This window comes from Enterobacter sp. R-25 (genome assembly GCF_049913205.1).
Classification (GTDB): Bacteria; Pseudomonadota; Gammaproteobacteria; order Enterobacterales; family Enterobacteriaceae; genus Enterobacter; species Enterobacter ludwigii.
Genome location: NZ_CP183982.1, coordinates 3,456,531 through 3,482,121 on the forward strand (window position 1 = coordinate 3,456,531; position 25,591 = coordinate 3,482,121).

The following is a 25,591-nucleotide window of genomic DNA, read 5'->3' on the forward strand; positions in this document are numbered from 1 at the left end:
GGCTCAGGTCTCGACCGGCGACGCCTCTGCTTCCAGCAGTGACTCAAGCGCCACCGGTCTGCCAATCAGATAACCCTGCACATAATCGATACCTAGCGCGTGAACCGCGCTACGTATCTCTTCTGTTTCGACATACTCCGCGACCACCAGCATTTTCTTCATTCGCGCCAGATGGCAAATCGAGGCCACTATCTGATAGTCCAGACTGTTGTTGACGATATTGCGGATAAAGCTTCCGTCTATCTTAAGGATATCGGCGTCCACGCTTTTCAGCCGCGCGTAGCTCGCATAGCCGGTACCGAAATCATCAATCGCAATGCGTACCCCCATTTTTTGCAACTGCCTGAGGGTATGTAACGCCTGCTCACCACTGCCGAAGGTGCTGCACTCGGTCACTTCAAATATCAGCTGCCAGGGTTCCACGGCGTATTTCGCCAGCAGACGACTCACCTCAGCCGGGAACTGCGCACGGCACACGGTGGAAGGGCCCAGATTAATGGCAAAACGCTGGCCGGGCAGATGTACCCGATGCTCTGCCAGGAAGCGTAGCGTGTTCTCCAGAACCCACAAATCAACCCGCGACGACAGGCCAAACTCCTGGGCGACGGGCAGGAATTGCAAGGGAGAGAGCAACGCCCCGTTTGCATCCGACATCCGCAGCAACACTTCGTGGTAGCAATCGCCCCGCACGCCGCAAACCGGCTGGACCAGCAGAGTAAACGCGTTACTGTCGAGCGCACTTTGCAGACGGCTCATCATCGCAACCTTGTCCTTCAGGCTACGCTGGAGATGGACAGCACCGCGCTGCTGCAGATTTTCCGGATGGTTGGTCGAAATCGACAGATCGGCAATCACCCCCAGTTCACCGAGGACCAGATAGAGGTGGGTCACCGGTGAGCGCACATAGCAGTAGCTCACGCCCACCTGAGGCTGCAGCGGCATCCCATCCCAGACAAAGCGGAACTGTTTAATATGCTCGTCCAGCGCCTCGATGCGTTGCTGGTGCGATTCCGCGTTAAGGCGAACCGCCAGGTCACAGCCGGTGAGGTGATAGACCCGCTCACTGGGCTGCAAGGTGCCATTGACCCACAGCGCCAGCTGCTGTTTATACAGGATCCGCAACAACACTCCGTAATTTCGGCCCAGCACCTCCAGCTCCGGAATGCGCAGCAGACAGAGCGCCGACCACGGGTTTTTGGCAAGATCGCGCGACAAGGCCCGCAGGTTCGGCATATGGACAACCGGGTCGAGTAGCGCCAGCCTGCGGGAACGTTTATTCGCGGCGCGCTGGCAGGTAGCCAGCATCGACATGTAAATCACCACAAACGAAAAGACCAGATAGCTGGAAGAGGTAATTGCCAGCTGAATGTCATATCCGGACTGTTGAGGGATATAACGGTAAAAATAGTGGATGGACACCAGCAGCACCGGGGTCCAGATGAGCGACATCAGCTTATAGCCAAACCGCATCGCTCCCCAGAGCATCACCGGCATCAGCAACGACAGGGTGTAGTTGGTGGTGAAAATCGAGCTGTTTTCATTCATCGGGAGCAGCAGGAGGGTAAGCAGCCCGCCAAGCGCAATGGCCCACAGCAGAAATTCAATGACCGTCACCTTTTTGTCTATCTGCATTCGCACCTGTGAGACAAGACTTCTGATATACCGCGGATGGCGAATCAGACGGATCAGTAAATAGCTTAACGGCACGCCCGTCAGCCCGCTGACCAGCAGCGCCTGATAGTTAATCAGCGTGCGAATATTAAGCGGGGTTAACCCCTCCAGGCTCTGACGACTCTCATACACGCCCAGATAGAGGGCAAACTGAAACAGCACCAGAAACAGCGTCGCGGGGCAAAAGGCCTGCCAGAAGATACGCTGCGCCATCAGTCTGACATCCCCGTAAGCCGTCATGCTGCGTCTGGGCGCAAACACCCGATAACCCCCCCAGCTGAGCACAACAGGGACAATAAAATGAAAAATGCCGGCGATGGTTTCGAACAACCCAACCGACGGGTAGTAGCGGATGAACAGTGACAATACGATGCCGGGCAGCGCTTCCAGACCAAAAAACATCATCACCGAAAGCAGAAAGGAGAGAGGTAAATAATAGAGTGCCACCAGACCATCGCCCAATCGGGTAAAGGTATTGGCAACGCTTAATACAGGCAGTAAACCCACCGGTAAAATAAGCGGTAAAGCCCACCAGCGGTCTTTATTGTTTTTCAGGAAAGAAATAATGTTCATAGATGCCCGTTTAAACCCCTTTCGCTCCAGAGGGAAATGAAGACAGGCATCCAACCTGACGTACCTGCCGCCCGACAACGTGCGGGGCGAACAGTATGGAGGTGGGATTTTAAATACCAGGCCAGGGAAACCGTTGACTTAAATCAAACTAATTTACTCAAACGATCCTTTCTTACATTTTTTTTGAAATAGTTTTCTTCATATTATCAATATGGTAAATGCAATTATTAATTTCAATAACATTAATTAATGTAACTATTGACGGTTATTTACACATTTGCGAATTGACCCTCTCTTCCCGCTGTGCCTTAATATCCCTGTCGCCCAAAAGGGCATGCCCAGGAAAAACACAGTGAGTCAGGCCACGCGTATGCGAAAACGACATCAGTTCAACACCCGGATGACCCGCATCATACTGCTTATCAGCTTCCTGTTTTTCTTCGGCCGCTTCGTTTACTCCTCTATTGGCGCCTGGTATCACCATCAGGACAAGGCCCAGTCACAGCAATCCAGCCTGACCGTTGATTCAGCCGATCGCTAACGCGTCGAAGGATTTTGTAATATCCGAATTATCCCTGCTATTCCTTTGCTCAGGATTTTATCCTGGCGCATCACCACAGCCAGCTGTCGCTGCAGCACGGGCGTGAGCGACATCACGCATAGCCCTTCGCGGTCAGCCGCCAGGTCTACGGCCATACGCGGCACGATACTGTAGCCAAGCCCCGCACGTACCATCCGCTTGATCGCCTCGATGCTGCCCAGCTGCATCACCGGCGTGAGGATTCGCCCCTCGGCCGCAAACCAGCCGTCGATCAGCGCCCGGGTGCCGCTGCCTGATTCAAAAGCAATGAATGGCTGCGCGTGCAACGCAGCCGGCGTCAACGACTGAAAACCGTCCTGCTGGTCCAGCGACGCGATAAAAACAAACTCTTCGTCCATCACCGGCGTAACGTCGAGCGCTCTTCCGCTCACCGGTAGCGTCACCAGCCCCATATCAAGTCGGTTTTCTTCAATTGCCCGGACGATGTCGAGCGTATTGCCGGTCGTCACGCCCACTCTGAGAAGCGGATAGTCACGTCCGAGCTGCTGTAACAGCGGCGGCAGAAGATGAATGCAGGCCGTTGCGCCCGTACCAAGCGTAATGGTGCCACTCACGTCGTGGCTGAACTCACTCACGGACCGAATGGCTTCATCCACCGCCTGCTGAATACGCTCCCCGTGCACCAGCAACGCCTGCCCGGCAGCCGTGGGTTTGATACCCCGCCCGGTACGCTCTACCAGCCGGGTTTGCAGAAACTGCTCCAGCTGGCGGATTTGCAGGCTGACGGCCGGCTGGGAAATGCCCAGCAGGTCCGCCGCCGCGGAAAAACTGCCGCGCTGGATAACCAGACGGAACGTCGCGAGATAGCCCAGGTTGAGCGTTGTCATTCAAAGTTTCTCTTATACAGCGCATAAGGTGGCTGACCTGCCAGCACAATAGCGCGCTCGCTATGCTCAGGACAACTGCATAACGGAATGAAAAACAATGAAAACACCTGTCCTTCCCCGTCACCTCGCCCTCCGGGCAGGTTGTCATCAGCTTATCAACTGGGGGATCTCGTTTTATATGCCCGGGACCTTTGCCCAGGCGATTGTGGCCGACCGGGGGTGGTCATCACCGCAGCTCTACCTCGGCCTGACGCTGGCGATGCTGGTAATGGCGATGGTCTCCCCTTTTGTCGCCCGACTGTTGGCGTACGCTGGCGGGCAGAACGTGGTGATGAGCGGAACGTTACTGATTGCCGCAAGCTGCGCGGGCATGGCATATACGCAGACGCTGTTCGGCTGGTACGGTGCCTGGCTGGTTGCCGGTATCGGGATGCGGCTGTCGCTGTATGATGCGCTGTTCGCCGCGCTGGTGAACCTGTACGGCCAGCAGGCACGCAGAACGATCTCGCGCATCACGCTCGCTGGCGGTCTGGCCTCAGCGGTTTTTTGGCCGCTGGGTGATGGGCTGCTGAAAGTGATGAGCTGGCAACACGCATTGCAGATCTACGCCCTCTTTGGCCTGCTGAGTGCGGTGCTGATTCGCACGCTTCCCCACCAGCGGCTGGCGGCCCCCCCGCACGTTACCGCGCCGCCCGTGCGCGAGGAACGGCGTAACGGCTGGCGGTATGCCACGTTTATTGCCCTCATGACCTTTGTCTCTAACGGCACGTCCACCCATCTGCCAGAGTTTATTGCCAGTTTTGGCCTGCCGGTCGCCATCGGCATGCTGTGGGGAGTTGGCCAGACGGGCGCACGCGCCACGGAGGTGCTGGCGGGTGCACGCTTAACCCCGCTCAACCTCACGCTCCTGACCGCCCTCGCCATGCCGCTCTGCTTTGTGATCGGGTTAAGCAGCTCGCTGTTTGTCGGGTGTGCCGCCGGTTTTGTGCTGGGCTATGGCGCCATCAACGGGCTGATGACGATAGTAAAAGCCACCCTGCCGCTGACGCTTTTCAGCGCCGAAAGCTATGCCCGCCGCACCGGCATGCTGCTCATTCCCGCACAGCTTATGGCCGCGGCATCGCCGTTTGCCTATGCGTGGCTAAACAAAACGCTGGGGATCGCCGGCGCAATGTGGGTTTCCACCGCGCTGACGCTGGTGATTGCCGGGCTGGCGATAGCGATTGTGCGCAGTGCCGACCCCGCGCGGAATGATGAAATGTATCCCACTGTATCCGGAGCGCCACGCTGACAAGCCGGTACAAAACGCCGTTCCCCGCAAACATCCCGGATACATAAAAATGGTTTTCTGTGTCTGTCATTGTTTGAAACCGAATTTGAAACCGATTGAGGAGAGACTCAGATGATCCGTCGTTATTTACTGCTCCCTGCACTTGTTATGGCGTCAGCAACCTGCTCCTGGGCCGCACCGCTGGATAACCTCAGCGCTGCCGACGTCAACGGCCCTGCCGCGGTTGCCCCGCTGGAACGTCCACAGCCGGCCGCTAAGCTGATTGTCGATCCACCGCTTGCCGGCCCGCTGAGCAAGGGGGCGGTCTTTATTCAATACCGGGCTGAAAACCTGCGCATCGAGCCGGTATTCGGGCCCGATGCGCTGAAGGTCACACCACGTATCGGCCATATCCATGTCGTGGTGGATGACGCCCCCTGGCACTGGGCCGATACCAGCGGAGAGCCAATCATTCTGGTTGGGTTACCCGCCGGGAAGCATAAAGTGACCATAATTCTGGCCGACCCCACGCATAAACCCATCGACCATAAAACCATTGAATTCACCGTACCGCCTCACGCAACGGTCCATCATTTTTAAGGAGCCAGACGATGAAAGCACGCTCTGTACTGACGGCGGGTCTGCTGGCGCTTTCAGCCAGCGTCTTTGCTGAGAGCAAAACCAGCGTGGTGCTGGTCCATGGCGCGTTTGCCGATGGCAGCAGCTGGAACAAGGTCATTACCCGGCTGCAAAAACAGCATACCGAGGTGATCGCCGTCCAGCTGCCGCTCACGTCGCTTAAAGATGACGTTGCCGCCACCCGGCGCGCCATTGCACGGGCGCATGGCGATGTGGTGCTGGTAGGTCATTCCTGGGGCGGAACGGTGATCAGCGAAGCGGGCAACGATGCACGGGTAAAATCCCTGGTGTACGTAGCGGCCTTTGCGCCTGATTCCGGCCAGTCGACGGCGGACCTGGCGGGAAGTTACCCACCGCCAGCGGGGAGCGCGGATATCGCAAAAACGGCAGACGGGTATTTGTATCTCCCGCCAGAAGCCGTGATGAAAGACTTCGCACCGGATGCTGGCGCCGTTGAACAGCAGACGATTGCGGCCACTCAGGGGCCGATCAAGGCCGACGCGTTTGCGGAAAAAGTGAGTCATGCGGCCTGGCATGAAAAGCCAAGCTGGTTTGTGGTCAGCAAAAATGACCGGATGATTAACCCGGAGCTTGAACGTGCGATGGCGAAAACGATCCACGCTAAAACCACGGAAGTGGCAGCAAGCCACGTGTCGATGGTGAGTCAGCCGGATGATATTGCCCGCACGATTGAGCAGGCAATAACAAACCATTAAGAATGACACAACAGTCCGCGTAGCGCGGGCTTGCAGAGCGTCGGGTTACGTCACTTTCTGCACGTCAGTATCTTGCGCCTTCAGCGCCGTTCCATCCTGCGCTGCTGGCGCCATCAGGGGAACCGGCTTGCCGGTACGCCTGTCGATCAACAGCGAGTGGCGCTCCCCGCTCTCAAACAGATGCTGCTCTCCCCACTGGCGAAGCGCAACGACGATGGGAAACAGGCTTTCGCCTTTGTCCGTCAGGACGTATTCCTGATACGACGTACCGTCCGATGCCCCTTGCATCGCGAGAATGCCCGCGTCGACCAGCTTGCGCAGCCGGTCAGCCAGAATGTTACGCGCAACCCCGAGATCCCGCTGAAAATCCCCGAAACGGCGCATGCCGTCAAAAGCATTACGCACAATCAGAAGCGACCAGCGATCGCCAATCAGATCGACGCTGCGGGCAACGGGACAAAATTCCTGTTCAATCGGTTTACGAGACGGCACAGCGTTACCCCGGTAGGTCAGTCAACAATAAATAGTTGCATTTTAAAACTGCATAGCCTAGCCTTCAACTGGTTTCTTTTTAAAACCACTTTACCCAGGGCGAGGATTTGAACATGTCACACGCGTCACCACTACCGTCAGATCGAAAAACCGGGCACGTCCGCTCAGGCGACATGCCGCGTAGCCTGGTGTGGCTGTTCGCCCTCGCCAGCGGCTTAAGCGTGGCCAACGTCTATTACGCACAGCCGTTGCTTGACGCATTGTCCAGAGACTTTGGCATCAGCCATGGTGCCATTGGCGGCGTGGTCACCGCCACGCAGATTGGCTGTGCTCTGGCTCTGCTGTTCGTGGTTCCTCTCGGGGATAAAGTGGATCGCCGGCGCCTGATGGCTCTACAGCTTGTCGTACTGGTCGCCGCTCTGGTCGCGGTCGGCATGGCGCAGACGTCAACGATGCTGCTGGCGGGTATGCTCGCCACCGGCATGGCAGGAACGGCCATGACGCAAGGGCTTATCGCCTATGCCGCCAACGCCGCGTCGCCGCATGAGCAAGGCCGCGTTATTGGTGCGGCACAAGGCGGGGTATTTATGGGCCTGTTAGTGGCCCGCGTCGTCTCCGGAGGCATCAGTGATATCGCGGGCTGGCGTGGCGTGTATCTCTCTGCCGCCGGGCTGATGGTCATTATTGCGTTTCCGCTGTGGTGGAGGCTGCCCCGCTTGCCTGCGGTGCCTGAAACGATGAGTTACCCGCGCCTGATTCACTCAATGCTGACCCTGCTGCGGGAAGAAAAAGTCCTGCAGGTGCGCGGCGTACTGGCTTTACTGATGTTCGCTGCGTTCAATATTTTCTGGAGCGCCCTGGTGCTGCCGTTAAGTGCCCCACCCTATAACTTATCGCATACCGCCATTGGTGCTTTTGGCCTGGCCGGAATGGCAGGCGCGTTAGCGGCAACCCGGGCCGGAGAGTGGGCCGATCGAGGATATGCCCGGCGCACCAGCGCGGCTGCACTGGTCTTGTTACTCCTGGCCTGGTGGCCGATTTCACTGATGGATCGTTCGCTCGGCATTTTGCTCATTGGCATCGTGCTGCTCGATTTGGGTGGGCAGGCGCTGCATGTCACCAACCAGAGCCTGATCTTTCGCGCCCGCCCCGAGGCACATAGCCGGCTGGTCGGGCTTTACATGCTGTTTTATGCCGTCGGCAGCGGTCTGGGCGCGCTGAGCACCACGATGACGTATGCCATCGCGGGCTGGCAGGGCGTCTGCCTGACTGGCGCAGCGGTGAGCCTGGTGGCGCTGGTGTTCTGGTGGGTAACGCGCAAGACAGGATAAGGGTGATAAAAAAAGCCCGCGGGGTGCGGGCTTCTGCAACGTCAACGTGGATAGTCGCGGTTGATCCACGCGTGATCGTCTTCCCAGGTGAACATCCATTTTCGCACCGGACCGGCCATCACGTTGAGATAGTAGCTGTCATAACCAGCCAGCGTCGCCACCGGATGGTACCCCTTCGGCACCATCACCACGTCACGGTTATAAACGGCCATACACTCATCCAGCGACCTGTCGTCGGTATAGACCCGCTGCATGCAGAACCCCTGCCCGGGGTTGAGGCGATGATAGTAGGTCTCCTCCAGGTAGGTTTCCTGCGGTGGATTATCCGTATCGTGCTTATGGCTCGGGTATGAACTGGTGCAGCCTTCGTGGGTCCAGACCTCAACCACCAGCAGGCTGTCGGCGGGTTGATCTTCCGGCAGAATGTTGTGCACGTAGCGCTGGTTATGGCCTTTGCCACGCGCCTGCGCGTCGATATTCTGCGGAGCGATAAGCCGTGTCGGAAAGGTCCCTTTGCCGGGTGCGGCGCAGACCGCCAGCTCCAGCGTCGTCAGCGCCTTAATCTGCACCGTCTCCTGCGGCGTGACGTAGACCGCCCAGGGCTTTATGCGCTCAAACGGGCTCATCCGCTCGCCGATGTCAGTAAACTGCGCGGTAGGTGTGCTGATAGAGGCCCGTCCGGCCACCAGCACCAGACAGCGCTCTTCGCTGACGGCGGGCAGCGTCAGCGTCTGCCCCTCCTGCAGTTCATATGCTTCAAAGCCAACGTATCCCCAGCCCGCGCGTTCCGGCGTGACGGACTGGGTGCGGCCCTCCGCACTCGGCGGTTGCCAGCGTGATAACAGACGTGACATGTCACCTCCTCAGATAAGCCCGGCGTCGCGCGCCAGACGGCTCAGGTTGTTATACCCCAGACGGGCGTAGGTCAGCGGGTGAGCGATAGCAGGATCCTGCTCCGCCTCCACCACCAGCCAGCCGTGATAATCCTGCGCCTTCAGCAGCCGCATGATGGGCGGATAGTCCACGCAGCCGTCACCCGGTACGGTGAAGACCCCACTCAGCACCGCATCAAGGAAGCTGGTTTTACGGTTTTTGACGTCCGCCAGCACGTCGGCGCGCACGTCTTTGCAGTGAACATGGTTAATGCGCGATGCCCAGCGCTGGGCCACCGCCAGCGGATCAGCCCCGGCAAAGGTCAGATGGCCCGTGTCCAGCAGCAGGCCCACCTCTTCACCGGTATGGGTCATCAGGTTATCGACATCTTCAGCGGACTCAATGACCGTTCCCATATGGTGATGGTAGGCAATCTGCACCCCCTGCTGCTGCGTGTAGCGGGCAAAAGCGGTCAGCTTCTCACCGTACTCTTGCCAGCGCCCGTGCGGGAAGCGCGGGCGAAGATGAACCGGCGTCTGTTGCTCGCCGTGAATACAGCCGCTCACTTCGGCGAATACCAGCACCTTTGCCCCCAGTTCGCGCAGCAGCGTCAGGTGGGACTGCACGGCGGCAATCTCCTCCTCCACGCTACGCTCCAGCAGACGCCCTGAATACCAGCCGGAGACCAGCTGCAGATCGTGGCGCTGCAAAATGGGGCCAAGCAGGCGCGCCTCACGCGGGAATTTATTGCCCAGTTCGAAACCGGCAAAACCGGCCTCTTTCCCTTCGCTCAGACAGGTATCCAGCGGCGTCTCCGCGCCGAGTGAAGGCAGATCGTCGTTCGTCCATGTCAGCGGGTTAATGCCTAATTGCACACTCATTGTCGTCTCCTGAATTATGCGTGTCCGCGCTCGCGCCACCAGGCGATAAGCTGCAGGTAATTGTCCCGGATGCGAGCCACCAGCTGCGCATCGTCAATATCGTGTTTCAGCCATGCACGGGACGCATCGCCAAACAGCGTGCGTCCTACGGCAAAGCCCTTCACCAGCGCGTGTCCCGAGGCGGCTTTAAAATCAGCGCGAAGCTGCTCAGCCGGGGCGTCCAGCCCGAGGATCACCACGCCACGACAGTGTGGATCCCGACGTTCAATAATCTCGCTCAGCGCCGTCCAGCCATCGGCAGAGAGCGGCGGCAGTTTCCACCAGTCGGGAGAGATCCCGAGATTGTAAAAACGCGAGATGGCGCGCAGGTAAAGCTCATCGCTGCGCGGCATGCTCGCAGGCAGGATCACCTCCAGCAGCAGTTCATGACCGGACTGGCAGCAGGCGTGGTAGACCTCAGCGATTTTCTGCTCCTGCTCCAGACGCAGGCCGTGCGCATCTTCCGGATGGAAAAAGACCAGGCATTTCACCACATGCTCCTGCGGCCAGCTGATGAGCTGCGTGCCGATGTTACCGTGCTCCATCTCCAGCGGCCGGGAGCCCGGCAGCTCAATAGGGCGGCCTATCCACCACCCTTCGCCGGTAATCACGTTCAGGGCGTCCTGACCAAAAGTACCGTCACACAGCAGACCGGCTTTGCCCTCAAGCCCTGCGCTGCTGGCCGCCTCACGGCTGGCCTGCAGAATAAGCTGCTTCAGCGCCGGGATGCGCTTCAGGGATGCCCCGCACTGCAACGCCATCTCTTCCAGTTGGCTGCGATGATCGAAGGCCATCACGCACAGCTCCGGCCACTCACGGCGGCGGGTGGTGACGCGGTGCAGATGGTTCAGGCGCGCGTCAAGATCGGGACGCGGCACCGACGCCGCACGCGACAGGTAGTCGTCCAGCTCAGCCTTGCTCGGCATCGCCGGGGCACAGCCGTGGCGGGAAACCACCAGCGCGCCACACGCGTTGGCATAGCGGCAGGCCTGCTCCCAGCCTTCGTCGTTAAGGTAGCCGCGCAGCAGGCCGGACATAAACGCGTCGCCCGCACCGAGCACGTTCAGCACCTCAACGCGCACGCCGGTCACCGTCAGCCCCTCATCCAGCCGGGGCGGAATAGCGTCGGTGTACACTGAACAGCCAAGCGCTCCACGCTTGCAAACCAGCGTAGCGTTACTCACGGCGCGCACGCGACCCAGCGCCTGCAGGGTATCGGTACTGCCACCTGCAATGTGGAACTCTTCTTCGGTGCCGACAATGACGTCGAAAAGGTGCAGCACCTCCTGCAGTTCACGGGTCACGTTTTCTGCGGCAATAAAGCGCGTCTCCCCGTCCCCTAATGAGGTCAGCCCCCACAGTACCGGCCGGTAGTCGATATCCAGCACCGTACGAACACCGTGACGGCGGGCATAGTTAAGCGCCGTCAGCACCGCGTCACGGGTCTGAGGGTGCGAGAGATGGGTCCCGGTGATGGCAAGGCACCGTGCGGAGGCAATGTAGCGTTCATCCACATCGCTGGCCGTGATGGCCATATCCGCGCAGTTATCGCGATAAAAAATCAGTGGAAAGGTGTCCCGGTCTTTAATGCCGAGGAGCACCAGCGCCGTCAGGCGTTCTTTGTCGGTGATCAGATGGCTGGTATCGCAGCCCACCTGGTGTAATTCTTCTCGCAGGAAGCGTCCCATATGTTCATCACCGACGCGTGCCAGCATCGATGAGCGCAGCCCCTGACGCGCCGTCCCGTAGGCTACGTTGCCAGACGAGCCGCCGAGATATTTCGCGAAGCTCGACACATCTTCAAGACGGGCACCAATTTGCTGACTGTAGAGGTCTACCGCCACGCGGCCCATGCATATCACATCAAACTGCTTTTCCACGTTGATACCTCATCAGACAATGTCGTTCACGTTCAGCCAGCGGCCTTCCTGGTGCGAGAGTGCGATGGCGTCCAGCACCCGCGAAACCTTCCAGCCCTCTTCAAAGTCCGGCCACATCGGCACATCAGCGGCAATACCGTCGACCAGGTCGCGTACTTCCACCGTTTTTTGATCGTTAAAGCCGATACCATGGCCCGCCCCCATGCAAAACGCGCCATAGTCCGGATGTGACGGACCCACAAGCAGCGTGCGGAATCCCTGGCGGTTTACCGGGTCGTCATGCAGATAGAGCTTCAGTTCCGCCATCCGCTCCTGGGTAAAACTGATGGCCCCTTTGGTGCCGGTTATCACGTATGACAGTCCCATCTTGCGCCCGCAGGCGACGCGGGACGTTTCAATCACCCCTTGTGCTCCGCCGGCGAAACGGACCATCGCGTGTGCCTGATCTTCGTTTTCAACCGCAACGTTTTGCGACGAACCGGCCTGCGCCGGGCGCTCAGGCACAACAATTTTTAAATCACCGCAGACCTGCTGAATGTCCCCGACCAGATACTGCGCCATGTTGACGATATGCGCCGCCAGGTCCCCCAGTGCACCCAGCCCGGCGGTCTCTTTAAAACAGTGCCAGTGAATGGGAGAAAGCGGGTCGGCCATATAATCTTCGTTGTGGGTACCGTAGAAGTGGATCACCTCGCCAATCTCGCCGCGGGCGATGATCTCTTTCGCCAGCTGTGCCGTCGGGTTTTTCATGTAGTTAAAACCCACCAGCGTTTTCACCCCTGCCCGCTTCGCGGCGTCCACCATTTCACGTGCGTCATGGGCATTCAGCGCCAGCGGCTTTTCCGAGTAGACATGCTTACCGTGGCGAATGGCCTCCAGCGCCATCTCTTTATGCAGATGGTTGGGCGAGCATATATCCACGACATCAATCGCCGGGTCAGCCACCAGTGCCCGCCAGTCGCCGGTTGAGCGGTTGAAGCCAAAGGCCTGCGCCCGCTCTGCCGCCAGCGCGGGCGTCACTTCCGCCACCATCTCGCGCACCAGTTTGCCGCGCAGGGTAAATACCGTCGGCGCCTGGGCATAGGCGATGGCATGCGCCTTGCCGATATACCCGGTGCCAATCAATCCAATACGAACCTCTTTCATCCTGATCCTCACAATGCGCCGCGACGGCTCTTGGCATAGGTGTCGAATGCCACCGCCAGAACGATAATTAATCCGGTGATTATTTGCTGGTAATAGGCCGAAACGTTCATCAGCACCAGACCGTTAATCAGGATCCCCATAATGATGGAGCCGATGATGGTGCCGCCGATGCGTCCATAGCCGCCCATCAGCGAGGTGCCGCCGATGACCACCGAGGCGATAACGCGCAGTTCAAAGGAGATCCCGGCGACCGCTTCCGCACTGCCAAGACGAGCGCTGAGAATAAAGCCCGCCAGTCCCGCCAGACAGCCAATCAGCACATAGACACTCACCAGCACGCGCTTCACGTTGACCCCCGCCAGGCGCGCTGCCTCCGGGTTACCGCCGATGGCATAGACGAAGCGTCCCCAGCGGGTTTTATGCAGCGCCAGATACCCGCCAAGCGCCACGATGGCGAAAATCCAGATTGGAATGGAGATGCCAAGCAGCTCCCCGCGTCCCCACCAGCGGTAACCCGGGTCGAAACCTGCAATGGGCGCGCCGTCGTTGATCACCAGCGTCAGGCCACGCCAGATGGTCATCCCGCCGAGCGTGACGATAAACGGCGGCAGGCGCAGGCGGGTTACGCCCAGGCCGTGCAGGAAGCCAATCGCCGTGCCCATCGCCAGACAAATCCCCAGCCCAATCAGCCAGCTCATGCCGCCCCAGGCGTTCGGATCAACGGTGGTGAAGTTGTCGCCCTTAATCACGTATGCAGCGGTCATGGCGCAGACCGCCAGAATGGAGCCGACAGAAAGATCGATACCGGCAGTCAGAATGACGAAGGTCATCCCCACGGCCATGATCCCGTAGATGGACACCTCGGTCAGGATGTTGAAAATATTGCGTTCAGAGAAAAAATTGCTGTTCTGCGACTGAAAGAAAATCAGCAGCAGGATCATGAAAATCAGTACCCCGAAGCGCTCGAAGAAGGCGATGGGATCGAGGCGTCCGCTGCGTTTCACCGGAACCTGCGTTTTAGAAATCATCTGCGTCATGGAAAACTCCGTTATGCCGCGTTGAGGGCGTTGTGGTTGATGGCCATCATCGTCATCAGCCGCTCTTCGTTAGCGTCGTCGCCGTGGATCTCACCGGTCACCCGGCCTTCACTGAGCGTGATGATCCGATCGGATACCGCCATCACTTCAGGCAGATCGGAGGAGATCACGATCACCGCCACGCCCTGTTTGGCCATATCAAACAGCACCTGGTGCACTTCCGACTTGGTGCCCACGTCGATACCGCGCGTCGGCTCATCGACAATCAGCACCCGAGGGTTCAGCGCCATGCAGCGCGCCAGGATAACTTTCTGCTGGTTACCGCCGGAGAGCTTGCGCACCTCCTGCGCGCTGTTGACCATTTTGATCTGCAGCGCCTTGCGGTAGGACTCAATCAGATCGTCCTCTTTGCGGGTATTCACAAACCAGCGCCACTGCATCAGAGAAGAGAGACTGGAGAGCGACAGGTTGTCGCGAATCGATAACCCCAGCACCGCCCCCTCTTTCTTGCGATCTTCCGGGACCAGCGCGATGCCCTGCTCAAGGGCGTACATCGGGTCGCTCGGTTGATACGGGACGCCGTCCAGTTCAAAGCTGCCCGAGGTAAAGGCATCCGCCCCGAACAGGCAGCGCGCCACTTCGGTGCGCCCTGCCCCCACCAGGCCGGCAATGCCCAGTACTTCTCCGGCGTGGACATGGAAGCTAATGTCATGCAGGGCAATGCCGTGCGGATCCAGCGGCGGTTTTTCGCGGCTCAGCCCTTTTACTGCCAGACGAACCGGCTTGTTTTCATGATGGGTTTCGCTGGCGGGACGACGATTAAAGGCCACGTCACGCCCCACCATCAGACGGATCAGCTGCTCGACATTGGTTTGCGCCACGGCGCCACTGCCGGTGAAACGGCCGTCCTGGAAAACGGTAAAGCGATCGCAAAGCTGGAAAACTTCGTGCAGTCGGTGGGTAACGTAAATAATGCTCACCCCCCGGTTTTTCAGCTCGCGCACCACGCGGTGCAGGCTTTCCACCTCGCTGTCGCTCAGCGCCGCGGAGGGTTCATCCATGATGATCAGCCTGGCGTTCAGCGTTAGCGCCCGGGCAATCTCGACCATCTGCTGCTGGGCTACGCTCAGACGGGCGACAGGCGTGGTTGGCGCAACGTTCAGCTGCAGATAATCGAGGATCACCTGCGCCTCCTGGTTCACCGCTTTTTCGTCGACAATCAGGTTACGTTTACGCGGCTCACGCCCGAGAAACATGTTTTCCGCGACGGTCATATTGGGCAGCAGGTTAAATTCCTGATAGATAGTGATAATGCCCTTGTTCTGCCGCTCAACCGGTGAATCGTCCACCGGCAGCGTGTCGCCGTTGAACCAGATATCCCCGCGCGTTTGCGGCTGTGCGCCCGCCAGGGCTTTCAGCAGCGTGGATTTCCCCGCTCCGTTCTCACCCAGCAGCGCGTGGATCTCCCCGGCACCGACGGTGAGCTGTGCGCTGCTCAGCGCCCAGACACCAGAAAAGCTTTTTGCCAGGTCGGTCACTTTCAGTAAGGGTTGCGACATCGGTCTGCTCCTCCTTAATAGTGAGCCGCCACCTGTGCGGCGGCTCCGGATAAATCAGTTACCGGCCTCACTGATGCGCTCAGCCTGCTGCAGATTTTCTTTGGTGATAAGCGTTGGCGGGTAGTCCGCGCCGGTGATGGCTTTCTTCTCACGCACGTTGGCCACCAGCTGGCTCATCGCCGTTTGTACCGCGAAGCCCGGGCGTTGATCCGCCGTGACCGCCAGCCAGCCGTCGCGCACGCGCGCCAGCGCCTCAGGGACCGCGTCAAATCCGGTCACCAGAATTTCACCTGGCTTCACGCCCTGGCCCTGCAGCGCTTCAATTGCGCCGAGTGCCATGTCGTCATTGGCGGAGAGGATCACCTGTGGGCGTTTCGGCAGTGACGGCAGAACGCTTTCCACAATGCGCATCCCTTCAGAGCGCATCCAGTTGCCGGTCTGATCGGCAACGATCTTGTACTTGTCCCCGCCCGCCTTCAGGCTGTCGCGGATCCCTTTGGTACGTTCAATGTTGGAGGAGGAACCTGGCTGGCCGGTGAGCAGAATAATGTCTGCCCCGTTGGGGAATTTGCTTTTAACGAAGTCGCCAATCGCCTGACCGCCTTTGTAGTTGTTGGCACCAAAATGCGGCACCTTCTTCTGGCTGTCGACGGAGCGGTCAAGCGTCACAACGGGCAGATTCGCATCCTGAATTTCATCCACCGCGCTGGAGACGGCATTGACGTCATTCGGGGAGACGATGAACCCCTGCGCACCACGGGTGATGGCGTTTTCCAGGTCAGCGACCTGTTTCGGCGAGCTGCCCTGCCCGTCCAGTACCTGAAGCTTTACGCCCATCTCTTTTGCGGCTTTTACCGCGGTACGCTGCATGTGAACTTCAAACGGCATCGCCAGGTTTGGTGTACTGAAAACAATTTGCTCGTTTTCGGCCATTGCTGCCCCGGCGGTCATGGCGATGAGGGCGGCTAAGATCAGTTTTTTCATTATTATGTCTCTCTGTGTAGGGTTGTTGTGTTTAGAGGACGATCTCACGCTGGCTACGCAGGGATTCCAGCGCTTTATCCGCCAGGTACAGCGCACGTTCACCATCATTGCCGCTACAGTCAGGCGTCGCTTCGCCGCGCAGCACCGCAACAAAGTGTTCCCATTCCGCGGCGTAAGCGGATTTGTAGCGCTGCAGGAAGAAGTGTTCCGGCAGCGCGCCGGTGCAGCCCTGTTTGCCGTAGTGCTGCACCTGATTTTCAAGAATATTGCCCGCGCACAGCAGGCCCTCTGAGCCGTGCAGCTCCAGACGCTGGTCGTAGCCGTAAGAAGAGCGGCGGCTGTTGACGATGGTCGCCATCGCGCCGGAGGCATACTTCAGTACGATAAACGCGGTATCGATATCCCCCGCCTCGCCAATCGCCGGATCCACCAGATTGCTGCCCTGGGCATATACCGAAACCGGCTCTTCGCCCATGATGAAGCGCGCCATATCAAAATCGTGAATGGTCATGTCGCGGAACATACCGCCGGAAACGCGCACATATTGCGCCGGTGGCGGGGACGGGTCGCGGGAGATAATCAGCAGCGATTCGGGCTTACCGATCCGCCCGGCCTGCACCTCGGTTTTGACCCGACGAAACTGCGGGTCAAAGCGGCGGTTAAAACCGATAAACAGCGGTACGTTGTACTCGTTAACCACTTTCAGGCAGTCGCGCACGCGGGCAAGATCCAGGTGTACCGGCTTTTCACAGAAGATCGCTTTGCCGTGGCGGGCGGCCATCTCAATCAGATCCGCGTGGGTGTCCGTCGCAGACGCGATCAGCACGGCATGAACGTTTGGGTCGCTCATCGCGTCCTCCAGGCTCTGCAAACGAGCCTGATATTGCGTGGCGAGGCGGGTGGCAAATTCCTGATTCGGGTCGACCACAGACCAGAGCGTGGTCTCACTGTGGCTGGCGATGTTAGCTGCATGTACCTGGCCAATTCGGCCAGCGCCCAGTAAAGCAATGTTAAACATAACGGCTCCCGGTGTTGGTGAATGCTGTGAACTAACGACCCCTTAAATAAAACATTTATTTCATTTTTATAAATAGTGAAAATTATATTTTTGAGTGTGGGTTAACACTTTTGAGATGATTGAGATAAATTTTGTTATCAATATCACAACATTGCAGCCGCGCCGCGATGTACTTGCCACAGAAACACAGGAGACAAAATGGCGACAGGTGTGCCCTCTCCCGTGGCGGGAGAGGGTGAGAATGAAGGCAGTGAAAAATGAAATGAAAATTTCGTTATGGCGGGAAATACTTAATACTGGCGTGCTTTTTTCACCTGCGCCTGGGTTTGCTCGGCGGCTTTGCGCACCGCAGACGATCCCGCGACCTGCGCATCACCGGTTCGCCACCATGACGCGTAATCATGGGTCATGGTTTTTGGCAGCACTTTGATATCCAGCAGCGTTGGGCCAAGATGCGCCCGCGACGCCTCCAGCGCCGCCAGCAGACTCTGCTCGTCGTGGACCCGCCACGCGCGACAGCCGTAGCTTTCCGCGTTCTGGGCGAAATCGACTTTCACCAGCGGCCCGTCAAGCCGGCCTGAATCTGGATTTCGATGACGGTTTTCCGTACCGAAGCTCCCCATCCCGTGCCCCATCTGCAGGTTATTAATGCAGCCGAAGCTGGCATTATCAAACAGCAAAACGGTGACGTTGATCCCCTCCTGCACCGCGGTTTGTAGCTCGGAGTGCAGCATCATGTAGGAGCCATCCCCCACCATGGCGTAAACCGGCTGATGCGGGCTGGCAAGCTTCGCGCCTATCGCCGCCGCAATCTCATACCCCATGCAGGAGTAGCCGTACTCCAGGTGATAACTGTCCGGCGTCTTCACCTGCCAGAGGCGCTGTAAATCCCCGGGCAGCGATCCGGCCGCGCCCACAACGATGGCGTTATCTTCGATATGTTGATTGATAAGCCCCAGCACCCGCGTCTGGGTCAGACGGGTGTTGAGCGCCTCACCGTATTCCACCAGCTGCGCATCAAGGTGCCCTGCCACTTCAGGCGCATCGTCGGGATGCCACTGACGGCCCCATAAGCGCTGGCACTCCGCATGCCAGGCAGATTTCGCCTCAGCGATCTCCTCTCCCCAGTGGCTTCGGTACGCCGGGAGCGCCTGCGTTAAAGCGTGCAGCCCGGTTTGCGCATCGGCAATCAGCGCCGTGGCATCCAGTTTCAGAGCATCAAACTCGGCGACGTTCAAAAGCAGGAACTCGACGTCCGGATGGGAAAAGAGCGCTTTGGAGCCGGTGGTAAAGTCCGTCAGGCGCGTGCCGATGCCAATCACCAAATCCGCCCTGGGTGCAAGCTGGTTAGCGGCCATTCCGCCCGTCACACCGATCCCCCCCAGATTAAGGGGGTGATCGCTTACCAGCGCCCCCTTTCCGGCCTGGGTTTCGGCAAACGGCAGCTGCAGCGTCTCGACAAATTCCCGAAATGCCTCATGCGCGCCGGAATAACGCACGCCCCCGCCACACACCACCAGCGGACGGTGTTTACGGGCAATCAACGCCTGTGCCTGGGCCAGACGCTGGGGGTCAGGCGGACGGCGTTCAATGTGATGCACGCGACGCGCAAAGAAGCTCAGGGGATAATCCCAGGCTTCGCCCTGTACGTCCTGCGGCAGGCAAATGGTCACTGCTCCCGTCGCTGCAGGGTCAGTAAGCGTTCGCATCGCATTTAACATCGCGCTCATTAACTGTTCCGGACGGTTAATGCGGTCCCAGTAGCGTGAAACGGGACGGAAGCAGTCGTTGGTGCTGATACTGAGATCGTGGTACTGCTCGATTTGCTGCAAAACCGGATCGGGCTGGCGGCTGGCATAGATATCCCCCGGTAACAGCAGGAGCGGAATGCGGTTCGCGGTGGCGGTCGCCGCGGCCGTCACCATATTCGCCGCGCCGGGCCCGACGGATGAGGTGACGGCAAAAATGCGCCGACGGCGATGCTGTTTGGCGAATCCGGTCGCCATATGGGCGATGCCCTGTTCGTTACACCCCTGCATCACCTGCAGGTGGCCAGGATCCTGCTCCAGTGCCTGGCCGATACCCAGCACGTTGCCGTGACCAAAAATGGTCGCCACGCCCTCCACGAAGGGCGTTTCGTGTCCATCAATGGAGACATACTGTTGATTAAGGAATCTGACCAGGGCCTGAGCCATGGTCATACGTTCGGTTTGCATAAAACCTCCTGTCAGCCCAGCGTCGGCATGGAGAACGCAGCGCCAGTCTCCTGCTGCATTTCCGGCCAGCGTGCGGTGATGGTTTTCATTCGGGTGTAGAAACGCACGCCGTCGTTGCCGTGGACATTCAGCGCACCAAAGATCGAACGCTTCCAGCCACCAAAACTGTGGAACGCCATCGGCACCGGGATCGGCACGTTCACCCCAACCATCCCTGCCTGCACCTCTTCGCAGAAGCGGCGCGCGCAGCCACCGTCACGGGTAAATATTGCCGAGCCATTACCATATTCATGCCGGTTAATCAGGTCCACCGCGCTGCTGTAATCTGCAACACGCACCACAGAAAGTACCGGCCCGAAAATCTCTTCTTTATAGATGGTCATCTCCGGCGTGACGTTATCGAACAGCGTTGGTCCGACAAAATAGCCCTGCTCGTGGCCTTTCACGCTGAACCCACGGCCATCCACGCGCAGGCGGGCTCCCTGAGTTTCCCCGCTGTCGATATAGCCCAGCACTTTGTTACGGTGTGCCGAGGAGATAAGCGGCCCCATTTCATTCTCTGGCGTCTGGTCCAGACCCGGTCCGACGCGCAGCGCGGCAATCTGTTTTTCCAGCCGGGAACAGAGTTCATCAGCGGTGTTATCCCCCACCGCCAGCACCACCGACAGCGCCATGCAACGTTCTCCCGCCGCGCCGAAGGCAGCGCCCATAATCGCGTTCGTCGCCATATCCATATCGGCATCCGGCATTAAGATGCAGTGGTTTTTTGCCCCGCCCAGTGCCTGACAGCGTTTACCGTGGGCGGAGGCGGTCTCGTAAATGTATTGGGCGATCGGCGTTGAACCGACAAAGCTCACAGCCTGCACGCGTGGGTCAGTCAGCAGCACGTCAACCGACTCTTTATCACCCTGCACCACGTTAAACACGCCGTCAGGCAGGCCGGCGTCTTTCAGCAGTTTTGCCAGCGCGAGCGCCAGAGAGGGATCTTTTTCCGACGGTTTCAGCACGAACGTGTTGCCGGTGGCCAGCGCAATCGGGAACATCCACATCGGCACCATTGCCGGGAAATTAAACGGCGTGATCCCGGCACATACGCCGAGCGGCTGCATCAACGAGTGGCTGTCGACACCGGTGCCGACGTTAGCGGAGTGCTCACCTTTTTGCAGATGCGGGATGCCACAGGCAAACTCCACCACTTCCAGGCCGCGGGTCAGCTCGCCCACCGCGTCGGAGAAGACTTTGCCATGCTCTTCGCTGATGATGCGGGCCAGGCGCTCCATGTTCTCTTCCAGCAGCGCTTTGAAGCGGAACATCACGCGTGCGCGTTTAAGTGGAGAATGACGCGCCCAGCCAGAAAAAGCCTGCTGTGCTGCGGCAATCGCCTGTTCGGTTTCCTGTGCCGTACTCATCACCACCTGGCGGATCTGCTCTCCGGTGGCCGGGTTGAAGATTGCCTGAACGCGCTGGCCTGAACCGGTGACACACTCGCCGTGAATAAAATTCGCTACCGTCTCCATCCTTAACCTCTCGCTGTTGATACGTGACTGTTACCTGAACACTATATATGAAACAAATATTCCATTTTAAGTTGAAATAAAATAAATGATGATTATTGTGATCAAGGATGGATTTTTATGTTAACAGCCACCATCGCCGGTGCAGCCTGCGCTATTAAGGCATTTCATGCGTTGAAAAGCGTGAAGCTTCTGTTTCATTTTTGAGGCCAGATGGACGGCCGGCATTTAAAAGACGCGGTTTTGCGTTTAGAATCATAAAACTATGCATAGGGGGTAAAATGACCACAGCAACCAGCCTGAATGAGCTGCAGCAGCAAATCCGCGATCGCTACGATAGCCTGAGCAAGAGGCTGCAGCAGGTCTCCCGCTATGTGCTGGATAATACCAACAGCGTGGCCTTTGATACGGTCGCCGTCATTGCCGAGCGTGCCGATGTGCCGCCGTCAACGCTGATCCGTTTTGCCAATGCTTTTGACTTCACCGGTTTCAACGAGATGAAACAGCTGTTTCGCATGAACCTGGTGGAAGAGACCGCCAGCTACAGTGACCGCGCCCGGCTGTTTCGCGAAATGGAAAGTCAGGCCGTCCCGGAAACCCCGCTCGATATCCTTCAGGAGTTCGCCCGTTCAAATGCGCAGGCCCTCCAGCAGCTGGCCGCCCGCGCCGAGCCGGAGATGCTGGAGCGCGCCGTGCAGTTGCTGGCCGAAGCCGACACAATCTATATCGCCGGGTTACGCCGCTCGTTTAGCGTCGCCGCCTATCTGACCTACGCCCTGAGCCACCTGGAGTGCCGCCCTATTCTGCTCGACGGAATGGGGGGGATGCTGCGTGAGCAGATCAACCGCATCAAGGCGCAGGACATCGTGGTATCGATCAGCTTCTCGCCGTATGCGGAAGAGACGGTGATGGTCAGCGAAACCGCCGCCAGCGTCGGCGCACGGCAGATTGTGATCACCGACAGCCAGATAAGCCCGCTGGCCACCTTCAGCGATCTCTGTTTTGTGGTGAAAGAGGCGCAGGTTGACGCGTTTCGCTCGCAGTCGGCGACGCTGTGCCTCGTACAGTCGCTGGTGGTAGCGCTGGCATATCGGCTGGGCGAAGGGAAGTAACGGAGAATAAAAAAACCCCCTGCGCAAGCAGAGGGTTTGGGGTGATATCAGGGGAAAATCATTCCCACTCAATCGTAGCCGGTGGCTTACCGCTGATGTCATACACCACGCGGGAGATACCGTTCACTTCGTTGATAATGCGGTTAGAGACGCGGCCCAGGAAGTCGTACGGCAGGTGCGCCCAGTGCGCGGTCATGAAGTCGATGGTTTCTACCGCACGCAGGGAAACAACCCAGTCGTACTTACGGCCATCGCCCATCACGCCGACAGAGCGCACCGGCAGGAACACGGTGAACGCCTGGCTCACTTTGTTGTACAGGTCAGCTTTGTGCAGCTCTTCAATGAAGATAGCGTCCGCGCGACGCAGCAGGTCGCAGTACTCTTTCTTCACTTCGCCCAGTACACGCACGCCCAGACCTGGCCCCGGGAACGGGTGACGATAGAGCATGTCGTATGGCAGACCCAGTTCCAGGCCGATCTTACGTACTTCATCTTTGAACAGCTCACGCAGCGGTTCAACCAGGCCCATCTTCATCTCTTTCGGCAGGCCGCCCACGTTGTGGTGAGATTTGATGACGTGTGCTTTACCGGTTGCGGAAGCCGCGGATTCAATCACGTCAGGGTAGATGGTGCCCTGCGCCAGCCATTTAACGTCTTCCAGCTTCAGCGCTTCTTCATCGAACACTTCAACGAAGACGCGACCGATGATTTTACGTTTCGCTTCCGGATCGTTCTCGCCGGCCAGCGCGTCGAGGAAGCGCTTCTCGCCTTCCACGTGAATGATGTTCAGACCGAAGTGGTCGCCGAACATATCCATAACCTGCTGCGCTTCGTTCAGACGCAGCAGACCGTTGTCCACGAATACACAGGTCAGGTTTTTGCCGATTGCGCGGTGCAGCAGCATCGCGGTGACAGAGGAGTCAACACCGCCGGACAGGCCGAGGATCACTTTGTCATTGCCAACCTGCTGGCGGATACGCTCAACGGCGTCGTCGATGATTTTTGCTGGCGTCCACAGTGCTTCACACTGGCAGATATCACGCACGAAGCGTTCCAGCATGCGCATACCCTGACGGGTGTGGGTCACTTCCGGGTGGAACTGCACACCGTAGAAGCGTTTTTCTTCGTTCGCCATAATCGCAAACGGGCAGTTATCAGTGCTGGCAACGGTCACAAAGTCAGACGGGATGGCGGTGACTTTGTCGCCGTGGCTCATCCACACGTCCAGCAGCGGTTTGCCGTCTGCGGTCAGGGAGTCTTCGATACCGCGAACCAGCGCGCTGTCGGTGACGACTTCAACCTGCGCGTAGCCAAACTCACGCTCGTTAGACCCTTCTACGTGGCCGCCCAGCTGCATGGCCATGGTCTGCATACCGTAGCAAACGCCGAATACCGGCACGCCCGCTTCAAACACGTACTGCGGTGCGCGTGGGCTGTTCTCTTCGGTGGTGCTTTCCGGGCCGCCGGACAGGATGATGCCGCTTGGATTGAATTCGCGAATCTGTGCTTCCGTGACATCCCATGCCCACAGTTCACAGTAAACGCCCAGTTCACGTACGCGACGCGCCACCAGTTGAGTGTACTGAGAACCAAAGTCCAGGATGAGAATGCGATGTTTATGAATGTTTTCCGTCATTGACGCTAATTCCGAGGCAAGTGAAACAAATACAGAGCGCCCGGCATGAGCCGGGCGCGGAAATTTATCAGGAGCCCAGACGGTAGTTCGGGGACTCTTTGGTGATCGTCACGTCGTGAACGTGGCTCTCCTGGATACCCGCACCGCTGATGCGTACGAATTCCGCTTTAGTACGCAGCAGGTCGATGGTACCACAGCCGGTCAGACCCATACAGGAGCGCAGGCCGCCCATCTGCTGGTGAATGATCTCTTTCAGGCGGCCTTTATAGGCAACGCGGCCTTCGATACCTTCCGGTACCAGTTTGTCAGCGGCGTTATCGCTCTGGAAGTAACGGTCGGAAGAGCCTTTGGACATCGCCCCCAGGGAGCCCATACCACGGTATGATTTGTAAGAACGGCCCTGGTAGAGTTCGATTTCGCCCGGGGATTCTTCAGTACCGGCCAGCATGGAGCCAACCATGACGGCTGCAGCACCTGCAGCGATCGCTTTCGCGATGTCGCCAGAGAAGCGGATACCGCCGTCAGCGATAACCGGAATACCGGTGCCTTCCAGCGCTTCCACCGCGTCGGATACCGCGGTGATCTGCGGAACGCCTACGCCAGTCACGATACGGGTGGTACAAATAGAGCCAGGACCGATACCGACTTTCACCGCGCTGCAGCCTGCTTCAGCCAGTGCGCGAGCGCCTGCGCCCGTTGCAACGTTACCGCCAATGATCTGCAGGTCTGGGTATTTCGCACGGGTTTCACGAATACGTTGCAGAACGCCTTCGGAATGACCGTGAGAGGAGTCAATCAGCAGTACGTCAACGCCCGCAGCCACCAGCGCGTCAACACGCTCTTCGTTACCTGCACCCGCGCCAACGGCAGCACCTACGCGCAGACGGCCATGCTCGTCTTTACAGGCGTTAGGCTTACGTTCGGCTTTCTGGAAATCTTTAACGGTGATCATGCCCAGCAGGTGGAAGTTCGCGTCCACAACCAGTGCTTTCTCAACGCGCTTCTCGTGCATTTTAGCCAGCACGACGTCACGGGTTTCGCCTTCACGGACGGTTACCAGACGCTCTTTCGGGGTCATGTATACGCTGACAGGCTGGTTCAGGTCAGTCACGAAACGCACGTCACGGCCGGTGATGATGCCCACCAGTTCGTTATCTTCGGTGACAACCGGGTAACCGGCGAAACCGTTACGTTCGGTCAGGGCTTTCACTTCGTGCAGGGTGGTGGTTGGCAGAACGGTCTGTGGGTCAGACACGATGCCGGATTCATGTTTCTTCACGCGGCGAACTTCTTCAGCCTGACGCTCGATAGACATGTTTTTATGAATAAAGCCGATGCCACCTTCCTGTGCCAGGGCGATAGCCAGGCGCGCTTCAGTCACGGTGTCCATTGCCGCAGAGAGCATAGGAATGTTCAGGCGAATCGTTTTCGTCAACTGCGTGCTGAGATCGGCAGTATTCGGCAGAACGGTGGAATGAGCGGGAACGAGGAGGACGTCGTCAAACGTCAGTGCTTCTTTAGCGATACGTAGCATGGGCAATATCTCTGACCTGGTGGGTGGTTAAATATTGCCGTG

Annotated in this window: 21 protein-coding genes; 6 read left to right on the forward strand and 15 right to left on the reverse strand. The window is 58.4% G+C overall.

Annotated elements, in window-relative coordinates; translation table 11 throughout:
• Positions 1–3: 3 nt before the first annotated feature.
• On the reverse strand, positions 4–2,244 hold the full coding sequence (locus tag ACN9MQ_RS16440; RefSeq protein ID WP_426021525.1) for an EAL domain-containing protein: 2,241 nt from the start codon (positions 2,242–2,244) through the stop codon (positions 4–6).
• Positions 2,245–2,614: 370 nt separating this feature from the next.
• Here ACN9MQ_RS16440 and ACN9MQ_RS16445 point away from each other — a divergent pair, with 370 nt between their 5' ends.
• On the forward strand, positions 2,615–2,785 hold the full coding sequence (locus ACN9MQ_RS16445) for a YfgG family protein (RefSeq protein WP_020883056.1): 171 nt from the start codon (positions 2,615–2,617) through the stop codon (positions 2,783–2,785).
• On the opposite strand, the gene ACN9MQ_RS16450 is transcribed toward ACN9MQ_RS16445, so the two are convergent.
• Complete coding sequence (locus ACN9MQ_RS16450; protein ID WP_014171137.1) at positions 2,782–3,672, reverse strand: LysR family transcriptional regulator; 891 nt, start codon at positions 3,670–3,672, stop codon at positions 2,782–2,784. The genes ACN9MQ_RS16445 and ACN9MQ_RS16450 overlap by 4 nt on opposite strands.
• Positions 3,673–3,769: 97 nt before the next feature.
• Here ACN9MQ_RS16450 and ACN9MQ_RS16455 point away from each other — a divergent pair, with 97 nt between their 5' ends.
• The 3 genes from ACN9MQ_RS16455 (at position 3,770) to ACN9MQ_RS16465 (ending at position 6,297) form a co-directional block, all read left to right on the forward strand.
• Complete coding sequence (locus tag ACN9MQ_RS16455; protein WP_410379849.1) at positions 3,770–4,963, forward strand: MFS transporter; 1,194 nt, start codon at positions 3,770–3,772, stop codon at positions 4,961–4,963.
• A gap of 111 nt (positions 4,964–5,074) precedes the next feature.
• On the forward strand, positions 5,075–5,542 hold the full coding sequence (locus ACN9MQ_RS16460) for a DUF6130 family protein (RefSeq protein WP_032680501.1): 468 nt from the start codon (positions 5,075–5,077) through the stop codon (positions 5,540–5,542).
• An 11-nt stretch (positions 5,543–5,553) separates the two neighbouring features.
• Positions 5,554–6,297, forward strand: coding sequence for an alpha/beta fold hydrolase (locus ACN9MQ_RS16465; protein WP_410384438.1), 744 nt, complete (start codon positions 5,554–5,556; stop codon positions 6,295–6,297).
• A 45-nt stretch (positions 6,298–6,342) separates the two neighbouring features.
• On the opposite strand, the gene ACN9MQ_RS16470 is transcribed toward ACN9MQ_RS16465, so the two are convergent.
• Complete coding sequence (locus tag ACN9MQ_RS16470) at positions 6,343–6,789, reverse strand: winged helix-turn-helix transcriptional regulator (protein ID WP_426021524.1); 447 nt, start codon at positions 6,787–6,789, stop codon at positions 6,343–6,345.
• 113 nt (positions 6,790–6,902) lie between these two features.
• On the opposite strand from ACN9MQ_RS16470, the gene ACN9MQ_RS16475 reads away from it, so the two are divergent.
• Positions 6,903–8,120 (forward strand): MFS transporter, encoded by a 1,218-nt coding sequence (locus ACN9MQ_RS16475; protein WP_163306273.1) that lies wholly within the window; start codon positions 6,903–6,905, stop codon positions 8,118–8,120.
• 41 nt (positions 8,121–8,161) lie between these two features.
• Here the strand turns inward: ACN9MQ_RS16475 and iolB are convergent, their stop codons facing one another.
• The 10 genes from iolB to ACN9MQ_RS16525 form a co-directional block, all read right to left on the reverse strand.
• Positions 8,162–8,974 (reverse strand): 5-deoxy-glucuronate isomerase, encoded by an 813-nt coding sequence (gene iolB, locus ACN9MQ_RS16480; protein ID WP_410376377.1) that lies wholly within the window; start codon positions 8,972–8,974, stop codon positions 8,162–8,164.
• A 9-nt stretch (positions 8,975–8,983) separates the two neighbouring features.
• Positions 8,984–9,874, reverse strand: a complete 891-nt coding sequence (iolE, locus tag ACN9MQ_RS16485; RefSeq protein ID WP_020883049.1) for a myo-inosose-2 dehydratase — start codon at positions 9,872–9,874, stop codon at positions 8,984–8,986.
• A 14-nt stretch (positions 9,875–9,888) separates the two neighbouring features.
• Entirely contained in the window at positions 9,889–11,793 is a 1,905-nt protein-coding gene (locus ACN9MQ_RS16490; protein ID WP_426021523.1) for a bifunctional 5-dehydro-2-deoxygluconokinase/5-dehydro-2-deoxyphosphogluconate aldolase, read from the reverse strand.
• Between the two features lie 12 nt (positions 11,794–11,805).
• Positions 11,806–12,939: a Gfo/Idh/MocA family protein gene (locus ACN9MQ_RS16495; protein WP_020883047.1), complete on the reverse strand. Its 1,134-nt coding sequence runs from the start codon at positions 12,937–12,939 to the stop codon at positions 11,806–11,808.
• Between the two features lie 8 nt (positions 12,940–12,947).
• Complete coding sequence (locus ACN9MQ_RS16500) at positions 12,948–13,976, reverse strand: ABC transporter permease (protein ID WP_014171147.1); 1,029 nt, start codon at positions 13,974–13,976, stop codon at positions 12,948–12,950.
• A gap of 11 nt (positions 13,977–13,987) precedes the next feature.
• On the reverse strand, positions 13,988–15,535 hold the full coding sequence (locus ACN9MQ_RS16505) for a sugar ABC transporter ATP-binding protein (protein WP_214579635.1): 1,548 nt from the start codon (positions 15,533–15,535) through the stop codon (positions 13,988–13,990).
• 54 nt (positions 15,536–15,589) lie between these two features.
• Complete coding sequence (locus tag ACN9MQ_RS16510) at positions 15,590–16,519, reverse strand: sugar ABC transporter substrate-binding protein (protein WP_020883045.1); 930 nt, start codon at positions 16,517–16,519, stop codon at positions 15,590–15,592.
• 31 nt (positions 16,520–16,550) lie between these two features.
• The gene (gene iolG, locus ACN9MQ_RS16515) at positions 16,551–17,537 is read right to left on the reverse strand and encodes an inositol 2-dehydrogenase (protein ID WP_106503399.1); all 987 of its coding nucleotides are present in this window, start codon (positions 17,535–17,537) and stop codon (positions 16,551–16,553) included.
• Between the two features lie 290 nt (positions 17,538–17,827).
• Complete coding sequence (gene iolD, locus ACN9MQ_RS16520; protein WP_426021522.1) at positions 17,828–19,753, reverse strand: 3D-(3,5/4)-trihydroxycyclohexane-1,2-dione acylhydrolase (decyclizing); 1,926 nt, start codon at positions 19,751–19,753, stop codon at positions 17,828–17,830.
• 11 nt (positions 19,754–19,764) lie between these two features.
• Entirely contained in the window at positions 19,765–21,270 is a 1,506-nt protein-coding gene (locus ACN9MQ_RS16525; protein WP_262105359.1) for a CoA-acylating methylmalonate-semialdehyde dehydrogenase, read from the reverse strand.
• A 278-nt stretch (positions 21,271–21,548) separates the two neighbouring features.
• Between ACN9MQ_RS16525 and ACN9MQ_RS16530 the strand changes: the two genes are divergently transcribed.
• Positions 21,549–22,379 (forward strand): MurR/RpiR family transcriptional regulator, encoded by an 831-nt coding sequence (locus ACN9MQ_RS16530; RefSeq protein ID WP_160890409.1) that lies wholly within the window; start codon positions 21,549–21,551, stop codon positions 22,377–22,379.
• Between the two features lie 58 nt (positions 22,380–22,437).
• Here ACN9MQ_RS16530 and guaA read toward each other — a convergent pair whose 3' ends face one another.
• The gene (guaA, locus tag ACN9MQ_RS16535; protein WP_014171154.1) at positions 22,438–24,015 is read right to left on the reverse strand and encodes a glutamine-hydrolyzing GMP synthase; all 1,578 of its coding nucleotides are present in this window, start codon (positions 24,013–24,015) and stop codon (positions 22,438–22,440) included.
• Positions 24,016–24,082: 67 nt separating this feature from the next.
• A complete protein-coding gene (gene guaB / locus ACN9MQ_RS16540) occupies positions 24,083–25,549 on the reverse strand; it encodes an IMP dehydrogenase (protein WP_020883040.1) in 1,467 nt (488 codons plus the stop codon).
• Between the last annotated feature and the right edge of the window lie 42 nt (positions 25,550–25,591).